The organism is Delftia sp. RIT313, assembly GCF_000632165.1.
Lineage (GTDB): Bacteria > Pseudomonadota > Gammaproteobacteria > Burkholderiales > Burkholderiaceae_C > Comamonas > Comamonas acidovorans.
This window is the reverse complement of sequence record NZ_JFYT01000080.1, coordinates 1-14,701: the sequence shown is the minus strand read 5'-3', so window position 1 is coordinate 14,701 and position 14,701 is coordinate 1. Positions and strand designations below refer to the sequence as shown.

The 14,701-nt window shown below is 65.6% G+C and carries 12 protein-coding genes; all 12 read left to right on the top strand.

Translation table 11 applies throughout. The features are described 5' to 3' along the window. Positions 1 to 3 precede the first annotated feature (3 nt). The 12 genes from BW39_RS24450 (at position 4) to BW39_RS24395 (ending at position 14,504) form a co-directional block, all read left to right on the top strand. A complete protein-coding gene (locus tag BW39_RS24450) occupies positions 4 to 1,125 on the top strand; it encodes a branched-chain amino acid ABC transporter substrate-binding protein (protein WP_012206134.1) in 1,122 nt (373 codons plus the stop codon). Positions 1,126 to 1,222: 97 nt separating this feature from the next. Continuing rightward, positions 1,223 to 2,149: a high-affinity branched-chain amino acid ABC transporter permease LivH gene (gene livH / locus BW39_RS24445; protein ID WP_012206135.1), complete on the top strand. Its 927-nt coding sequence runs from the start codon at positions 1,223 to 1,225 to the stop codon at positions 2,147 to 2,149. Further along, a complete protein-coding gene (locus BW39_RS24440) occupies positions 2,149 to 3,387 on the top strand; it encodes a high-affinity branched-chain amino acid ABC transporter permease LivM (protein WP_043824703.1) in 1,239 nt (412 codons plus the stop codon). The genes livH and BW39_RS24440 overlap by 1 nt, the downstream gene beginning before the upstream one ends. A 52-nt stretch (positions 3,388 to 3,439) precedes the next feature. Then, complete coding sequence (gene livG / locus BW39_RS24435; protein WP_034394891.1) at positions 3,440 to 4,207, top strand: high-affinity branched-chain amino acid ABC transporter ATP-binding protein LivG; 768 nt, start codon at positions 3,440 to 3,442, stop codon at positions 4,205 to 4,207. Positions 4,208 to 4,215: 8 nt separating this feature from the next. After that, entirely contained in the window at positions 4,216 to 4,917 is a 702-nt protein-coding gene (locus BW39_RS24430; protein ID WP_034398706.1) for an ABC transporter ATP-binding protein, read from the top strand. Between the two features lie 167 nt (positions 4,918 to 5,084). After that, positions 5,085 to 5,996 (top strand): pyridoxine/pyridoxal/pyridoxamine kinase, encoded by a 912-nt coding sequence (gene pdxK, locus BW39_RS24425; protein ID WP_043824702.1) that lies wholly within the window; start codon positions 5,085 to 5,087, stop codon positions 5,994 to 5,996. Continuing rightward, positions 5,993 to 6,769 carry an SDR family NAD(P)-dependent oxidoreductase gene (locus BW39_RS24420; RefSeq protein ID WP_043824700.1) on the top strand — a complete coding sequence of 259 codons (777 nt, stop codon included), beginning with the start codon at positions 5,993 to 5,995 and terminating at the stop codon, positions 6,767 to 6,769. The genes pdxK and BW39_RS24420 overlap by 4 nt, the downstream gene beginning before the upstream one ends. Before the next feature lie 289 nt (positions 6,770 to 7,058). Further along, complete coding sequence (locus BW39_RS24415; protein ID WP_043824698.1) at positions 7,059 to 8,057, top strand: hypothetical protein; 999 nt, start codon at positions 7,059 to 7,061, stop codon at positions 8,055 to 8,057. A 141-nt stretch (positions 8,058 to 8,198) separates the two neighbouring features. Further along, positions 8,199 to 10,826: a DNA ligase D gene (gene ligD / locus BW39_RS24410; RefSeq protein WP_043824696.1), complete on the top strand. Its 2,628-nt coding sequence runs from the start codon at positions 8,199 to 8,201 to the stop codon at positions 10,824 to 10,826. A gap of 34 nt (positions 10,827 to 10,860) precedes the next feature. After that, a complete protein-coding gene (gene ku / locus BW39_RS24405) occupies positions 10,861 to 11,838 on the top strand; it encodes a non-homologous end joining protein Ku (RefSeq protein WP_043824694.1) in 978 nt (325 codons plus the stop codon). 216 nt (positions 11,839 to 12,054) lie between these two features. After that, positions 12,055 to 12,264: a hypothetical protein gene (locus tag BW39_RS24400; RefSeq protein WP_043824693.1), complete on the top strand. Its 210-nt coding sequence runs from the start codon at positions 12,055 to 12,057 to the stop codon at positions 12,262 to 12,264. Positions 12,265 to 12,416: 152 nt separating this feature from the next. Continuing rightward, positions 12,417 to 14,504 (top strand): catalase, encoded by a 2,088-nt coding sequence (locus BW39_RS24395; protein ID WP_043824691.1) that lies wholly within the window; start codon positions 12,417 to 12,419, stop codon positions 14,502 to 14,504. Positions 14,505 to 14,701 lie beyond the last annotated feature (197 nt).

Here is a 14,701-nt window from a genome sequence, read left to right as displayed (position 1 = left end):
CTCATGAGCATTCCGTTCCGCATGCACACCGTCGTCGCCGCCCTGGGTTTGGCTGGTGCCGCCTTGTTCTCCACAGCGCATGCGCAAATCAAGATCGCCATGGTGGTTCCCACCACCGGCCCGCTGACGCAGTACGGCGACATGGTCAAGGAAGGCGTGAACACCGCCGTGGAAATGGCCAATGCGGCTGGCGGCGTCAATGGCAAGAAGATCGAGCTGGTGTCCGTCGATGACGCCTGCGAACCCAAGCAAGGCCCCGTGGCCGCCAACCGCGTGGTCAACGCCAAGATCGGCTACGTGATCGGCCCCGTCTGCTCGGGCGCATCGATTGCCGCCGCCCCGATCTACAACAACGAAGGCGTGGTCGTCGTGACCCCCTCGGCCACCTCCCCGGCCCTGACCGACGGCAAGAACTACCACTTCATCTTCCGCACCATCGGCCGCGATGACCAGCAGGGCCCTGCCGCCGCCAAGTTCATCCTGGACAAGGCCAAGCCCAAGAAGGTTGCCGTGCTGCACGACAAGCAGTCGTATGGCCAGGGCATTGCCTCCTCCGTGCGCGACGACCTGAAGAAGGCCGGCGTGGAAGTGGCCCTGTTCGAAGGCATCAACGCCGGCGACAGCGACTACTCCGCCGTCATCACCAAGCTCAAGAGCGCCGGTGTGGACTTCGTCTACTACGGCGGCTACCACCCTGAAATGGGCCTGCTGCTGCGCCAGGCTTCCGAGCAGGGCCTGAAGGTCCGCATGATGGGCCCCGAAGGCGTGGGCAACCCCGAAGTCAACGCCATCGCCGGCAACGCCGTCGAAGGCATGCTGGTGACCCTGCCTGCAGACTTCTCGGCCAACCCCAAGAACGCCGCCGTGGTCAAGGCCTTCAAGGACAAGAAGCGCAATCCCTCGGGCGCCTTCCAGCTGACCGCATTTGCCGCCACGCAAGTGCTGCTGGACAGCATCAAGGCCGTGGGCGACAGCCCCGCCAAGGTGGCTGACCACCTGCACAAGTCCAACTTCGAGACCGTTCTGGGCTCGGTGGGCTGGAACAAGCAGGGCGACCTGAAGTCCTTCGACTTCCAGGTGTTCGAATGGCACAAGGACGGCAGCAAGTCGGTCGCTGCCAAGTAATCCCCCTCGTTGACTGGCCGGGGCACGCTCACGCGTGTCCCGGTTGTCTGCATCCTGGCCTTTTAGGCCTTTTCCTGTTTTGGGGCGGCATTACACCATGTCAGAACTCTTACCTCAGCTGATACAGCAGCTGTTCAACGGACTGTCCCTGGGCGCCATCTATGCCCTGATCGCCATCGGCTACACAATGGTCTACGGCATCATCGGGATGATCAACTTCGCCCACGGCGACATCTACATGATCGGCGCCTACATCGGCCTGGTCACGCTGTCGGCCATCGGCACGACAAGCGGCCTGCCCGTGTGGGCCATCATCGGCCTGATGCTGGTGGTGTCGGTCTTCGTCACCGGCGTCTACGGCCTGGTGGTGGAACAGGTGGCCTACAAGCCGCTGCGCCGCAGCCCGCGCCTGGTGGCCCTGATCTCGGCCATCGGCATGTCCATCTTCCTGCAGAACTGGGTGGCCCTGGGCCAGGGCGCGCGCGACATGGCCGTGCCCTCGCTGCTGCCGGGCGCGCTGCGCTTCGGCGCCGAAGGTGGCTTCGAGATCTATGTGCCCTACTCGCGCATCCTGATCATCGTGGTCGCCATCGTGCTCATGGTGCTGCTGACGCTGTACATCCGCCATTCCCGCATGGGCCGCGCCTCGCGCGCCTGCGCCCAGGACATGCACATGGCCAGCCTGCTGGGCATCGACACCAACCGCGTGATCTCGTTCACCTTCGTGCTCGGCGCCATGCTGGCGGCCGTGGGCGGCGTGCTGATCGCGCTGGCCGTGGGCAAGCTCAACCCGTTCATCGGCTTTCTGGCCGGCATCAAGGCCTTCACGGCGGCGGTGCTGGGCGGCATCGGCTCCATCCCCGGCGCCATGCTGGGCGGCGTGCTGCTGGGCGTGGCCGAGACCTTTGCGGCAGCCTACATCTCGTCCGAGTACAAGGACATCGTGGCCTTCGGCCTGCTGGTGCTGATCCTGCTGTTCCGCCCCACGGGCCTGCTGGGCAAGCCTGAAGTGGAGAAGGTCTGATGAAAGCCAAACCCACCTTGAACCTGCGCGACGCCCTGATCGCCACGGTGATGACGGCCGTGGTCGTCACGCCCATCTTCGGCCTGCACCTGGAGCGCGCCGGCACCCGCACCATCATCAACCCCGACTGGACGGTGGTGGCCTGGGCCTGCGCCCTGGTCTTCCTGGTGCAGCTGCTGCGCCCGCTGATCGCGGCGAAGATGCCCAAGGTCTCGCTGCCCTCGCTGCCGCACGCACGCCCCAGCCACCGCAACGGCCTGATCCTGGCCGCCCTGCTGATCGCCGTGTCCTGGCCCTTCTTCGCGGGCCGCAACGCGGTGGACATCGCCACGCTGGCCATGATCTACGTGATGCTGGGCCTGGGCCTGAACATCGTCGTGGGCTTTGCCGGCCTGCTGGACCTGGGCTTCGTGGGCTTCTACGCCGTGGGCGCCTACACCTATGCGCTGCTGTTCCACTGGGCCGGCTGGTCCTTCTGGGAAGCGCTGCCGCTGGCTGGCGCCGCTGCCGCGATGTTCGGCTTCGTGCTCGGCTTTCCGGTGCTGCGGCTGCGCGGTGACTACCTGGCCATCGTGACACTGGGCTTCGGCGAAATCATCCGCCTGATGCTGGTCAACCTGACCAGCATCACGGGCGGGCCGGACGGCATCTCCAGCATCCCCAAGCCCACGGTGCTGGGCCTGGAGATGACGCGCAACCCCTCCACCGAGGGCGGCACGACCTTCCACCAGTTCCTGGGGCTGGAGTTCAGCTCGCTGCACATGGTGATCTTCCTGTACCTGATGGCGCTGCTGCTGGCCGTGATCACGCTGTGCATCTCCAACCGCCTGGTGCGCATGCCCATAGGCCGTGCCTGGGAGGCGCTGCGCGAGGACGAGATCGCCTGCCGCTCCCTGGGCCTGAACCCCATGAAGATCAAGCTGTCCGCCTTCACGCTGGGCGCCATGTTCGCCGGCCTGGGCGGCGCCTTCTTCGCGGCGCGCCAAGGCATCGTCAACCCCGAATCGTTCACCTTCATCGAATCGGCGCTGATCCTGTCCATCGTGGTGCTGGGCGGCATGGGCTCGCAGCTGGGCGTGATCATCGCGGCCATCTTGCTGACGGTGCTGCCCGAGCTGGCGCGCGAGTTCTCCGAGTACCGCATGCTGATCTTCGGCCTGGTGATGGTGCTGATGATGATCTGGCGCCCGCAGGGCCTGCTGCCCATGCGCCGCCACCATGTGGAGGTGCGCTCATGAGGCATGCCGACACCATGATTTTTGGGACAACAGAAAGCAGCAAGGGCCGGCAATGAGCGAGTATTTGCTAGAAGTCAAAGACCTGTGCATGCGCTTCGGCGGCCTGCTGGCCGTGGACCATGTGGGCTTCAACGTGCGCCCGCAAGAAGTGTTTGCCATCATCGGCCCCAACGGCGCCGGCAAGACCACGGTGTTCAACTGCATCAGCGGTTTCTACCAGCCCAGCAGCGGCTCCGTCACGCTGGACGGCAGCGCCATCGAGGGCCGCAGCAGCCACCACGTGGCCAACCACGGCGTGGTGCGCACCTTCCAGAACGTGCGGCTGTTCAAGTCCATGACGGTGCTGGAAAACCTGCTGGTGGCACAGCACCGCAGCTCGGGCGTCAACCTGCTGTCGGGCCTGTTCAACACGGCAAGCTACCGCCGCAGCGAAGAGGAAAAGATCGAGAGCGCCCTGCACTGGCTGGACGTCATGGGCCTGCGCGAGTTCGTCAACCGCGAGGCCGGCAACCTGGCCTACGGCCACCAGCGCCGCCTGGAGATCGCGCGCTGCATGATCACCAAGCCGCGCGTGCTCATGCTCGACGAACCCGCTGCCGGCCTGAACCCGCAGGAGAAGAAGGACCTGCAGGGCCTGATCGACCAGCTGCGCCGCCAGTACGGCATTGCCGTGCTGCTGATCGAGCACGACATGGGCCTGGTCATGGGCGTGTCCGAGCGCATCCTCGTCATGGAGTACGGCAAACCCATCGCCATGGGCCTGCCGGACGCCATCCGCAACGATGAACGGGTCATCAAGGCCTACCTGGGAGAAGCCTGATGCCTGCCATGCTGCAACTGGAGAACATCTCCACCCACTACGGTGCCATCTGCGCGGTCGACAGCGTGAGCCTGCACGTCAACCAGGGCGAAATCGTCTCGCTGATCGGCTCCAACGGCGCCGGCAAGACCTCGCTGCTGATGACGGTGTGCGGCAACCCGCGCGCCAGCTCGGGCCGCATCTCGTTCGAGGGCGAGGACATCACCCAGCTGCCCTCGCACCACATCATGCGCAAGGGCATCGCGGTCTCGCCCGAGGGACGGCGCATCTTCTCGGACCTCACGGTCACGGACAACCTGAAGATGGGCGGATTCTTCCTGGACAAGCCGCAGATCGAGGCCGGTATCGAACATGTGTTCGGCCTCTTCCCGCGCCTGCGTGAGCGCGCCCACCAGCGCGCCGGCACCATGTCGGGCGGCGAGCAGCAGATGCTGGCCATCGGCCGCGCGCTGATGAGCAAGCCCCGCCTGCTGCTGCTGGACGAGCCCACGCTGGGCCTGGCGCCGCTGATCATTGCGCAGATCTTCGAGATCATCCAGACCATCCGCACGGCCGGCGTCACGGTCTTCCTGGTCGAGCAGAACGCCAACCGCGCCCTGCAGATCGCCGACCGCGGCTATGTGCTGGAAACCGGCAAGGTGGTGCTGGAAGACACCGGCGCCAACCTGCTGACCAACGACGCCGTGCGCCGCGCCTACCTGGGCGCCTGACAACGCACAGGCGCCTGGCGCTCCACGGGCCCGCCCTTTGGCGGGCCTTTTTCTTTTCACGCGCAGATCGCACAGTGGTCTGGTCATGCGCGGCCGATTGTGGGGTCTGCGGCCTGGGCGCAGGCGTTATAAAACACGTCCCTGCCTCTCATTGCTCCCCCACGCCCATGAACGCCTGCGCCCCCCAAGACATGCTGCAACCCCTGGCCATCGACGTGGTGTCCGTGCAGTCCCAGGTCGTCTACGGCCGCGTTGGCAACAACGTGGCCATGCCCACGCTGCAGGCGCTGGGGCTGGCGGCGGCGGCCGTGCCCACGGTGGTGTTCAGCAACACGCCGCACTATCCCAGCATCCACGGCGGAGCAATTGCCGCCGAGTGGTTTGCGGGCTATCTGCAGGACCTGGGCGCGCGCGGCGGGTTGCGGCAGTTGCAGGCCGTGCTGGCCGGCTACCTGGGCGGGCCGGCCCAGGCCACGCTGCTGGCGGACTGGGTTGCCGGCCTGCTGGCGCAGCGGCCCGGCCTGCGTGTGGTGGTGGACCCGGTGATCGGCGACCACGACAGCGGCATCTATGTGGACCCCGCCATGGTCGAGGCCTACCAGCGCCACCTGCTGCCGCTGGCCGACGGGCTGACACCCAACCATTTCGAGCTGGAGCGGCTGACCGCGCGCCCTGTGCGCGGCATGGACGATGTGGTCCAGGCCGCGCGCAGCCTGCTGACTGGCCGCACGCAGTGGGTGGCCGTGACCAGCGCATCGCCCGAGCTGGACGGCGAGCCTGCCCAGCGCATGCGCGTGGCCCTGGTCACGCGCGATGACGTGCATGTGATCACCCACGCGCGGGTGGATGCGGTGCCCAAGGGAACGGGCGATCTGTTCAGTGCCGCGCTCACCGGCCACTGGCTGCAGGGCGCCAGCCTGCACGAGGCGGCCGAGCGTGCCTGCGAACGCATCGTGCAGGCGCTGGAGCGCACCCGGCAGGCGCACAGCGCCGAGCTGCTGCTGCCATCGGACCCTGTCGCCGCCCAGGCAGCGGCCGGGCCGGCAGCACGGGTACAAGCGATACCATCGCCCGCATGAACAATGCATCGCCTCTTCTTTCCCTGACGATTCTTACCGGCGCCTCGCGCGGCATGGGCCAGGCCATGGCCCGGCAACTGCTGGATGCCGGCCATGAACTGGTCACGCTGTCGCGCTCCACCAGCGAAGACCTGGCCCAGGCGGCCGCCACGGCGGGCGCGCCGCTGCAGCAGTGGAGCGTGGACCTGGGCGAGCCCGAGGCCGCGGCCCGCAGGCTGGGCGACTGGCTGGCCGGCCTGGACGCCACGCGCTACGCCAGCGTCACCCTGATCAACAACGCGGGCGTGATTCCGCAGATTGCGCCGCTGTCGCAGCTGCAGCCCGCCGACATTGCCCAGGCCATGCGCGTGGGGCTGGAGGCGCCCATGCTGCTGACGGCCGCCTTCCTGGCCGCCACCGAGGGCTGGACAGCCGTGCCCCGCAAGGTGCTCAACATTTCTTCGGGCCTGGGCCGGCGCGCCATTGCCTCGCAGGCCTCCTACTGCGCGGCCAAGGCCGGCATGGACCACTTCAGCCGCAGCGTGGCGCTGGACGAGGCGCTCAAGCCCCACGGCGCGCGCATCTGCTCGCTGGCGCCCGGCGTCATCGACACCGACATGCAGGTGCAGCTGCGCAGCGCGGATACCGCCGCCTTCCCCGATGCAGGCAACTTCGCCCAGCTCAAGGAGGGCGGCAAGCTGTCCACGCCCGAGCAGGCGGCAGCCCAGGTGCTGGGCTGGCTGCAGCGTGCCGATTTTGGCGAGCAGGTGGTGGCCGACGTGCGCCAGCCCTGAGCATTTTTCGGATGGCAGCTTCAATGCGGCGATGAATATCCGGCAATGGAAAAGGCATCGCCGCACTGACCTGAATAATCCCAATACCCTCCCTGGAAAATGTTCTGCAAGAATTACCGATTGCAGGCAGCATTTTCCATATCCGGCCTGCGCATTCGCTCGAAAATCGTCATCTGGCAAAGGATGACGTTTTTCATCTGCGTTTGCCAGTCCTGCATTTCCAATCCTCCTACAGCGGCGTCTATTGCGACTGGCAAGAATGGGGCACTCAACTCCAAGAAAGTCGGCCATGTCCATTGCCTATTCCGAATCCGCACCCCTGGCTGAAGCGCCAGTGGTCAACACGGTCGCCACCGTAGATACCTCACGCAGCGGCGTTTCATGGGCCGCGATATTTGCCGGCGCCATGGCGGCGGCATCGCTGTCGCTGCTGCTGTTCATTCTGGGCACGGGCCTGGGCCTGTCGTCGGTGTCGGTATGGTCCGGTGAAGGCCTGGATGCCGGCGCCCTGGGCCTGACGGCCGTGGCCTGGATCGCCTTCACCCAGCTGGCCTCGGCCGGCGTGGGCGGCTATCTGGCCGGGCGGCTGCGCACACGCTGGCAAGGCGTGCACACGGACGAGGTCTACTTCCGCGACACGGCCCACGGCTTTCTGTCCTGGGCACTGGCCACGCTGGCCATGGTGGCACTGATGGGCGCCGCTGCAGGCGGTGCCGTCTCCGGCGCCTTCAAGGCCGCGCAGACTGTGGCCACCAGCGCCTCCAGCGTGGTCGGCGGCGCGATCGGCGCCGCCGGTGGTGCGGCTGCTGGCGGTGCCGCAGCCATGGCCGGTGCCTCGGGCGCCGATGCCTCGCCCCAGGGCCTGGCCTACTGGACCGGCAGCCTGTTCCGCAACTCCGGCGCCGCTACCTCCACCAGCAATGCCACCCCCGCCGACCTGGCCAGCGCCACCCGCGAGGCCGGCGTGATCTTTGCCCAGTCGCTGCGCACCGGCCAGTTGTCTCCCGCCGACGAGCAATACCTGGCCCAGCTGATTGCGCGCAACTCCGATATGTCCGTGGAAGATGCGCAAAAGAAAGTGCGTAGCACCTTTGATTCCGTGCAAATGCAGATAAAGCAGGCCGAGCAAAAAGCTGAAGAAGCCAAGCAAAAGGCCAAGCAGGCTGCCGAAGAGGCACGCAAGGCCACGGCCCATTCCATGCTCTGGCTGTTTGTTTCCTTGATGCTGGGCGCTTTTGTGGGCAGCCTGTGCGCCACCTGGGGTGGTCGTCAACGCGAGGCCTTTTGATAATCCCCGGCACTGAAACCCAATCAATCCAATTCAATCCATTCAACGGAGGCTTGCCATGCGATCCATACTGCTTTTTCTCCTGGGTGTTCCCATTCCCATCATCATTCTGATTGCGCTCATCCACTGACGGATGCCGCCATGCCGGCCACGCGCAGCAAGTCCCAGGCATCCCGCCAGGCCCGCCCCACCAAAGGGGCGGCCAAGGCGGCGACACCCCAGGCCTCGCTCGCGCTGTACCGGCAAAAGCGCGACTTCACGCGCACACCGGAACCTTCGGCAGAACCTTCCAGTGAGACGATTGCAGGGCAGCCCGGCGCGGGCGCCCTGCAATTCGTCATTCAAAAGCACTGGGCCAGCCACCTGCACTACGACTTTCGGCTGGAGCTGGACGGCAGCATGAAAAGCTGGGCCGTGCCCAAGGGCCCCAGCTACGACCCGGCCGACAAGCGCATGGCCGTCCAGGTGGAAGACCACCCCATGGCCTACAACCGCTTCGAGGGCCAGATTCCACCGGGACAGTACGGCGCGGGCAAGGTCATCATCTGGGACCGTGGCACCTGGCTGCCCGAAGGCGATGCGGCCGAAGGCTATCGCAAGGGCAAGCTCAAGTTCACGCTGCGCGGCCACAAGCTGCAGGGCCGTTGGACCCTGGTGCGCATGCGCGGCAAGGACGATGCCAAAAAGCCCGCCTGGCTGCTGATCAAGGAGCACGACGGCCTGGAACGTGCTGCCAGCGAATTCAACGTGGTCGAGGACATGCCCGACAGCGTGGCCGGCCTTCCCCTGCCCACCGCCACAGCGCCCGTCACCACACCCGTCACCACGCCCGTCGCTACGCACGTCACCGCGTCCATGCCGCAGAGCATCGCCCCGCAGCTGGCAACCTTGGTGGACCATGCACCTGCAGAGGCCGGGCAATGGATCTTCGAGAGCAAGTTCGACGGCTACCGGCTGCTGGCGCGCATCGAGGACGGCACCGTTCGCCTTTTCACACGCAACGGCAAGGACTGGACCACCAAAATGCCCGCCCTGGCCCGCGCCTTTGCCGCACTGCCCCTGCAATCGGGCTGGGTGGATGGCGAGGTGCTGATGCTGGACAGCGACAGCCGCCCTGACTTCCAGGCCCTGCAAAACGCCTTTGACGGCGAGCGCACCGATCACCTGGTGTTCTTCGCGTTCGACCTGCTGTGGCAGGACGGCCAGGACCTGCGGCCCCAGCCCGTGGAGCAGCGACGCCAGCAGTTGCAGGCCCTGCTGCACAAGGCGCCTTCGGACCGCCTTCGCTTCAGCGAGGCCTTTGACGCCCCGCCCGCCGACCTGGTGGCCGCCGCCTGCCAGCTGGGCCTGGAGGGCGTGATCGGCAAGCGGCGCGGCAGCGCCTATGCCTCGCGGCGCAGCGCGGACTGGATCAAGCTCAAGTGCGGCCTGCGCCAGGAATTCGTGATCGCCGGCTACACCGATCCCCAGCGCACGCGCACGGGCCTGGGCGCCCTGGTCCTGGCCGTGCATGGCGAGGACGGCCAGCTGCGCGCGGCAGGCAAGGTGGGCACGGGGTTCAACAGGCGCACCCTGGCCGATCTGCGCCAGCGACTGGAGCGCCTTGCCACCGGCACCTCGCCGCTGGCGGACAGCCGGGGCCTTGGCAGCGGGGTGCACTGGGTGCGCCCCACGCTGCTGGCCGAGGTCTCGTTCGCGCAGTGGACCGAGGACGGCCAGGTCCGCCATGCCGTATTCCAGGGCCTGCGTGCGGACAAGCCTGCACGCAGCATTGTCAAAGAGGAGCCACAGCACGTGCCATCGACCGCATCTTCCGCCAGCGCTGCAGCCATGCCTGGCGCCGCACGAACGCAAACCCGCAATGCCAGGGCGGCGCGACTGCCCGCCTCGATGACCATCACCCATCCCGAGCGGGTCATCGATCCCTCCACCGGCATCACCAAGATGGATCTGGCGCGCTACTACGCCACGGTGGCGCCCTTCATGATCACCCACCTCCAGTCCCGGCCCGTGGCCATGGTGCGGGCGCCGGACGGCATCGAGGGCGAGCTGTTCTTCCAGAAGCACCTCGACCAGGCGCCGCTGCAGGGCATCGCCGCCCTGTCGCCGCAACTGGACCCCGGCCATGCCCCGCTGATGGAGGTGTCCCGGCGCGAAGGCCTGGTGGCGGCGGCGCAGATGAACACCATCGAATGGCACACCTGGAACGCGCGCAAGGACCGCATCGACCGGCCTGACCGCATGACCTTCGACCTGGACCCGGGCGAAGGCGTGCCCTGGCAGCAGGTGCAGGAGGCCGCCAGCCTGCTGCATGTGCTGCTGCAGGAGCTGGAGCTGCCGGCCTTCCTCAAGACCAGCGGCGGCAAGGGCCTGCACGTGGTCGTGCCCATCAAGCGGCTGCTGGACTGGGACACCGTCAAGGCCTTCTCGCAGGCCGTGGTCCAGCACCTGGCCCATGCCGTGCCCCAGCGCTTCGTGGCCAAAAGCGGGCCGCGCAACCGCGTGGGAAAGATTTTTGTGGACTACCTGCGCAACGGCTTCGGCGCCACCACGGCCTGCGCGTGGACGGCCCGGGCGCGGCCGGGCATGGGCATCTCCGTGCCCGTGGCCTGGAACGAGCTGGACAGGCTCACGGGCGGCGCGCACTGGACCATTCGCTCGGTAGACCAGCGCCTGCGCCTGGGCAACTCCCCCTGGGAGCATTACGGCACGGCCGCCGTGGGCCTGGGCCGCGCCATGAAGGCGCTGGGCTTCGAGTCGCAGCGCTGAGCACCGTCCTGCAGGAATCGAAGAAAGCACCGCCATGAAGAAAGCCGCCTCCCCCAAATCCAGCCCGTCCACCTCCGCGCGCAGCATGTGGAAGGGCGCCATCAGCTTTGGCCTGGTGCACATTCCCATCGGCCTGTACGCGGCCACGGCCAGCTCGGACATCGACTTCGATTGGCTGGACAAGCGCAACATGCAGCCCGTGGGCTACAAGCGCATCAACAAGGTCACGGGCAAGGAAGTGGCCACGGCCGACATCGTCAAGGGCGTGGAATTCGAGGAGGGCCGCTACGTGGTGCTGAGCGCTGAAGAGATTGCCGCCGCCTTTCCCAAGACCACGCAGACCATCGAGATCGAGGCCTTTGTCGATGCCCAGGACATCCCCTTCATCTATCTGGAACGCCCCTACTACACCGCCCCCCTGCACCGTGGCGAGAAGGTCTACGCCCTGCTGCGCGAGGCCCTGCGCAAGAGCAACAAGGTGGGTGTGGCCAAGGTGGTCATCCAGACCAAGCAGCACCTGGCCATCCTGATCCCCTGCGGCCGGGCGCTGGTGCTCAACCTGCTTCGCTGGGGCGGCGAGATCCGCTCCTTCGAGCAGCTGGACCTGCCGCCGCTGGACGCCAAGGCCGCCGGCATCAAGAGCGCCGAGATGACCATGGCCATGGCCCTCATCAAGGACATGAGCCAGGCCTGGGACGCCGACCAGTTCCGCAACTCCTTCAGCGAGGAAATCCACCAGCTCGTGCAGGCCAAGGCGCATGCGGGCGATGTCCAAAACGTGGAAAAACAGGAGGCCACACCCGCCGCGCCGGCCAACGCGGCGGTGCTGGACCTGACGGCCCTGCTCAAGAACAGCCTGGGCAAGGGCGCAGACGGACCATCCGCCACCGCAGCCAAGGGAAAAAATACCGCGTCAACGGTAAAAAATGCAAAGACGCCAGCGTCCAGAAAATCGACAAAATCCACAAAAACCCCGGCCAGGGCCCCTGCAAAACGCCCCGCCGCCAAATAACCCCATATTTGGCCTGGCTGCATTTTTTACAAAAGCAATTTCATTATAAGAAATACATCCATTTGTACCGAAAAAATGGAACAAAGCTACTCCATAGCAAATTCCAATGCTTTACCAAAAGTAATCTTCCAAATATCCTACAAGCCCGCCATTTTCACGGTCGCACAATGAAATTGCAGTGATGACGGCATCGCTGTTTACTTAAGGAGTACGGAAATGACGCAACAGACCAACAACCCTCAAGGCAACACGGCCAGCAACCAGCAAAACGACAAGAACAAGCAGCAGCAACAGAACAATCCGGGGCAGCAGCAGCAAAGCAATCCCAACAACCCGAACAATCCCAACCAACAGCAGCAACAGAGCAATCCCCAGCGCAACCAACCAGGGGAACAGCAAAAGCAGGGCAGCCATCAGCAGCGTTAAGCTGCCGATAGCGTGAACTGGCAAAGGGCCCCCTGGGCCCTTTTTTTATCTCCAGAGCTTTGCTGACGATGCCCTTTGGTTCAGCCAATCGCCTCTTCCAATAATTATTGCCTCATACAACAGGCCATCCTCTTTCTTTCAAGGAGTAAATCGTGGCTAAGAAATCCCCTGGTGAAAAGAAATCGTCCAAGCAATCCCCCACAGGCCATGGCGGAGAATTACAGCAACAGGCCGACGGACAACACCCCGGATTGACCACGCAGCAAGGCATTCCGGTTCCTGATAATCAGAACTCTCTCACCGCCTGGGAAAAAGGCCCTACGCTGCTGGAAGATTTCATCCTGCGCGAGAAAATCACGCATTTCGACCATGAGCGCATTCCAGAGCGAATCGTCCATGCACGCGGCACAGGCGCCCACGGTTATTTCCAGCTGACAGATTCGCTGGAGCAATACACCACCGCCAAGGTCCTGACCGAAACCGGCAAGCAAGTGCCGATCTTTGTGCGCTTCTCCACCGTGGCCGGTGGAGCAGGCTCGGTGGATACCCCGCGCGATGTGCGCGGCTTTGCCATCAAGTTCTATACCGAAGAGGGCAACTGGGATCTGGTGGGCAACAACATCCCGGTCTTCTTCATCCAGGACGCCATGAAGTTTCCGGACCTGGTCCATGCCGTGAAGATGGAACCCGACCGGGGCTTTCCGCAGGCCGCCACGGCGCACGACACGTTCTGGGACTTCATCTCCCTCATGCCCGAGTCCATGCACATGGTCATGTGGATCATGAGCGACCGCACCATCGCGCGCAGCCTGCGCATGATCGAGGGCTTTGGCGTGCACAGCTTCCGGCTGGTCAATGCCCAGGGTGAAAGCACCTTCGTGAAATTCCACTGGCGGCCCGAGCTGGGCATCCAGTCCACGGTCTGGGACGAGGCCCTCAAGCTGCAGGCCGCAGACAACGACTACCACCGCCGCGACCTGTTCGAGGCCATCGAGGCGGGCGACTACCCGGCCTGGGAGCTGTGCGTGCAGCTGTTCTCGCAGGAGCAGGCAGACGCCCTGCCCTACGACCACCTGGACCCCACCAAGCTCATCCCCGAAGAGGAAATTCCGCTGCGCAAGATCGGCCGCTTCGTGCTGGACCGCTGGCCCGACAACTTCTTCGCCGAGACCGAGCAGGTGGCCTTCTGCCCGGCCAATATCCCGCCCGGCATCGATTTCAGCAACGACCCGCTGCTGCAGGGCCGCCTGTTCTCGTACCTGGACACCCAGCTGTCGCGCCTGGGCGGGCCCAACTTCACGCAGCTGCCCATCAACGCGCCCAAATGCCCGTTCGCCCACCACCAGCGCGACGGCCACATGCAGACCGAGGTGCCCAAGGGCCGCGTGGCCTATGAGCCCTCCAGCCTGCAGGCCGACAGCCCGCGCGCCTCGGCAGCCCGCGGCCTGCGGCACTTTGCGCAGCCCGCGCAGGAGGGCGCCAAGGGCCGCATCCGCGCCGAGAGCTTTGCCGACCACTACAGCCAGGCGCGCATGTTCTACCAAAGCCAGAGCGCGCAGGAGCAGGCCCACATCGCCAGCGCCCTGGTGTTCGAGCTGTCCAAGGTACAGACGCCGCATGTGCGCCTGGCCGTCGTCGGCCACCTGCAGGTGATTGACGCCGACCTGGCAAAGCGCGTGGCAGACGGCCTGGGCCTGCCCCAGTTGCCGCCTGCCGCCAAGCCTGCCGTGCCCCCGCAAAAGCTGCCGCCCAGCCCGGCCACGCGCATCATCGATCGCATGAAACCCACCTTGCAGGGCCGCTGCGTTGCCATCCTGGTGGACGAAGGCTCCAGCGCCCGGCACGTTGCCGCCTTCCACAAGGCGCTGGTGGCGCAAAAGGCCAGCGTGAAGATCATTGCGCCCAAGATCGGCGGCGCCACGCTGGACGACGGCAGCCACCTGCCGGCCGACGGCCAGCTGGCCGGATCGCCATCCGCGCAGTTCGATGCCGTGGTGTCCATCATCACGCTGGAGCGCGGCCAGGCGCTGGCCCATGAGGCAGCCGCGCAGGACTGGTTCCGCGACGCCTTCGGCCACCTCAAGGCCATTGCCGCCTGCAAGGCCACGCAGCACATCATGAAGACGGCCGGCATCACACCGGACGAGGGCGTGTTCCCCATCGACAAGCCCGAACCCTTCATCGAAGGCGCCAAGAAGCGCTTCTGGGCCCGCGAAGCGAAGCTGAGAACGCTGGCCTGACTCCCCGTCCCGGCGTGCGCCACATCATTGCCATCAGATGGCACCGCGCCGGACTTCAACCAACCTTGTACCCGGACCATTTCCCTCGGGCCCAGGCATGGCGCTTGCCACGGCAACACCAAGGCCGGCCCGGCCTGCCACCCCTACAGGAGCAACTTCCCATGATCACTTCGGTACCTGCACCCCCTGTCACCCCG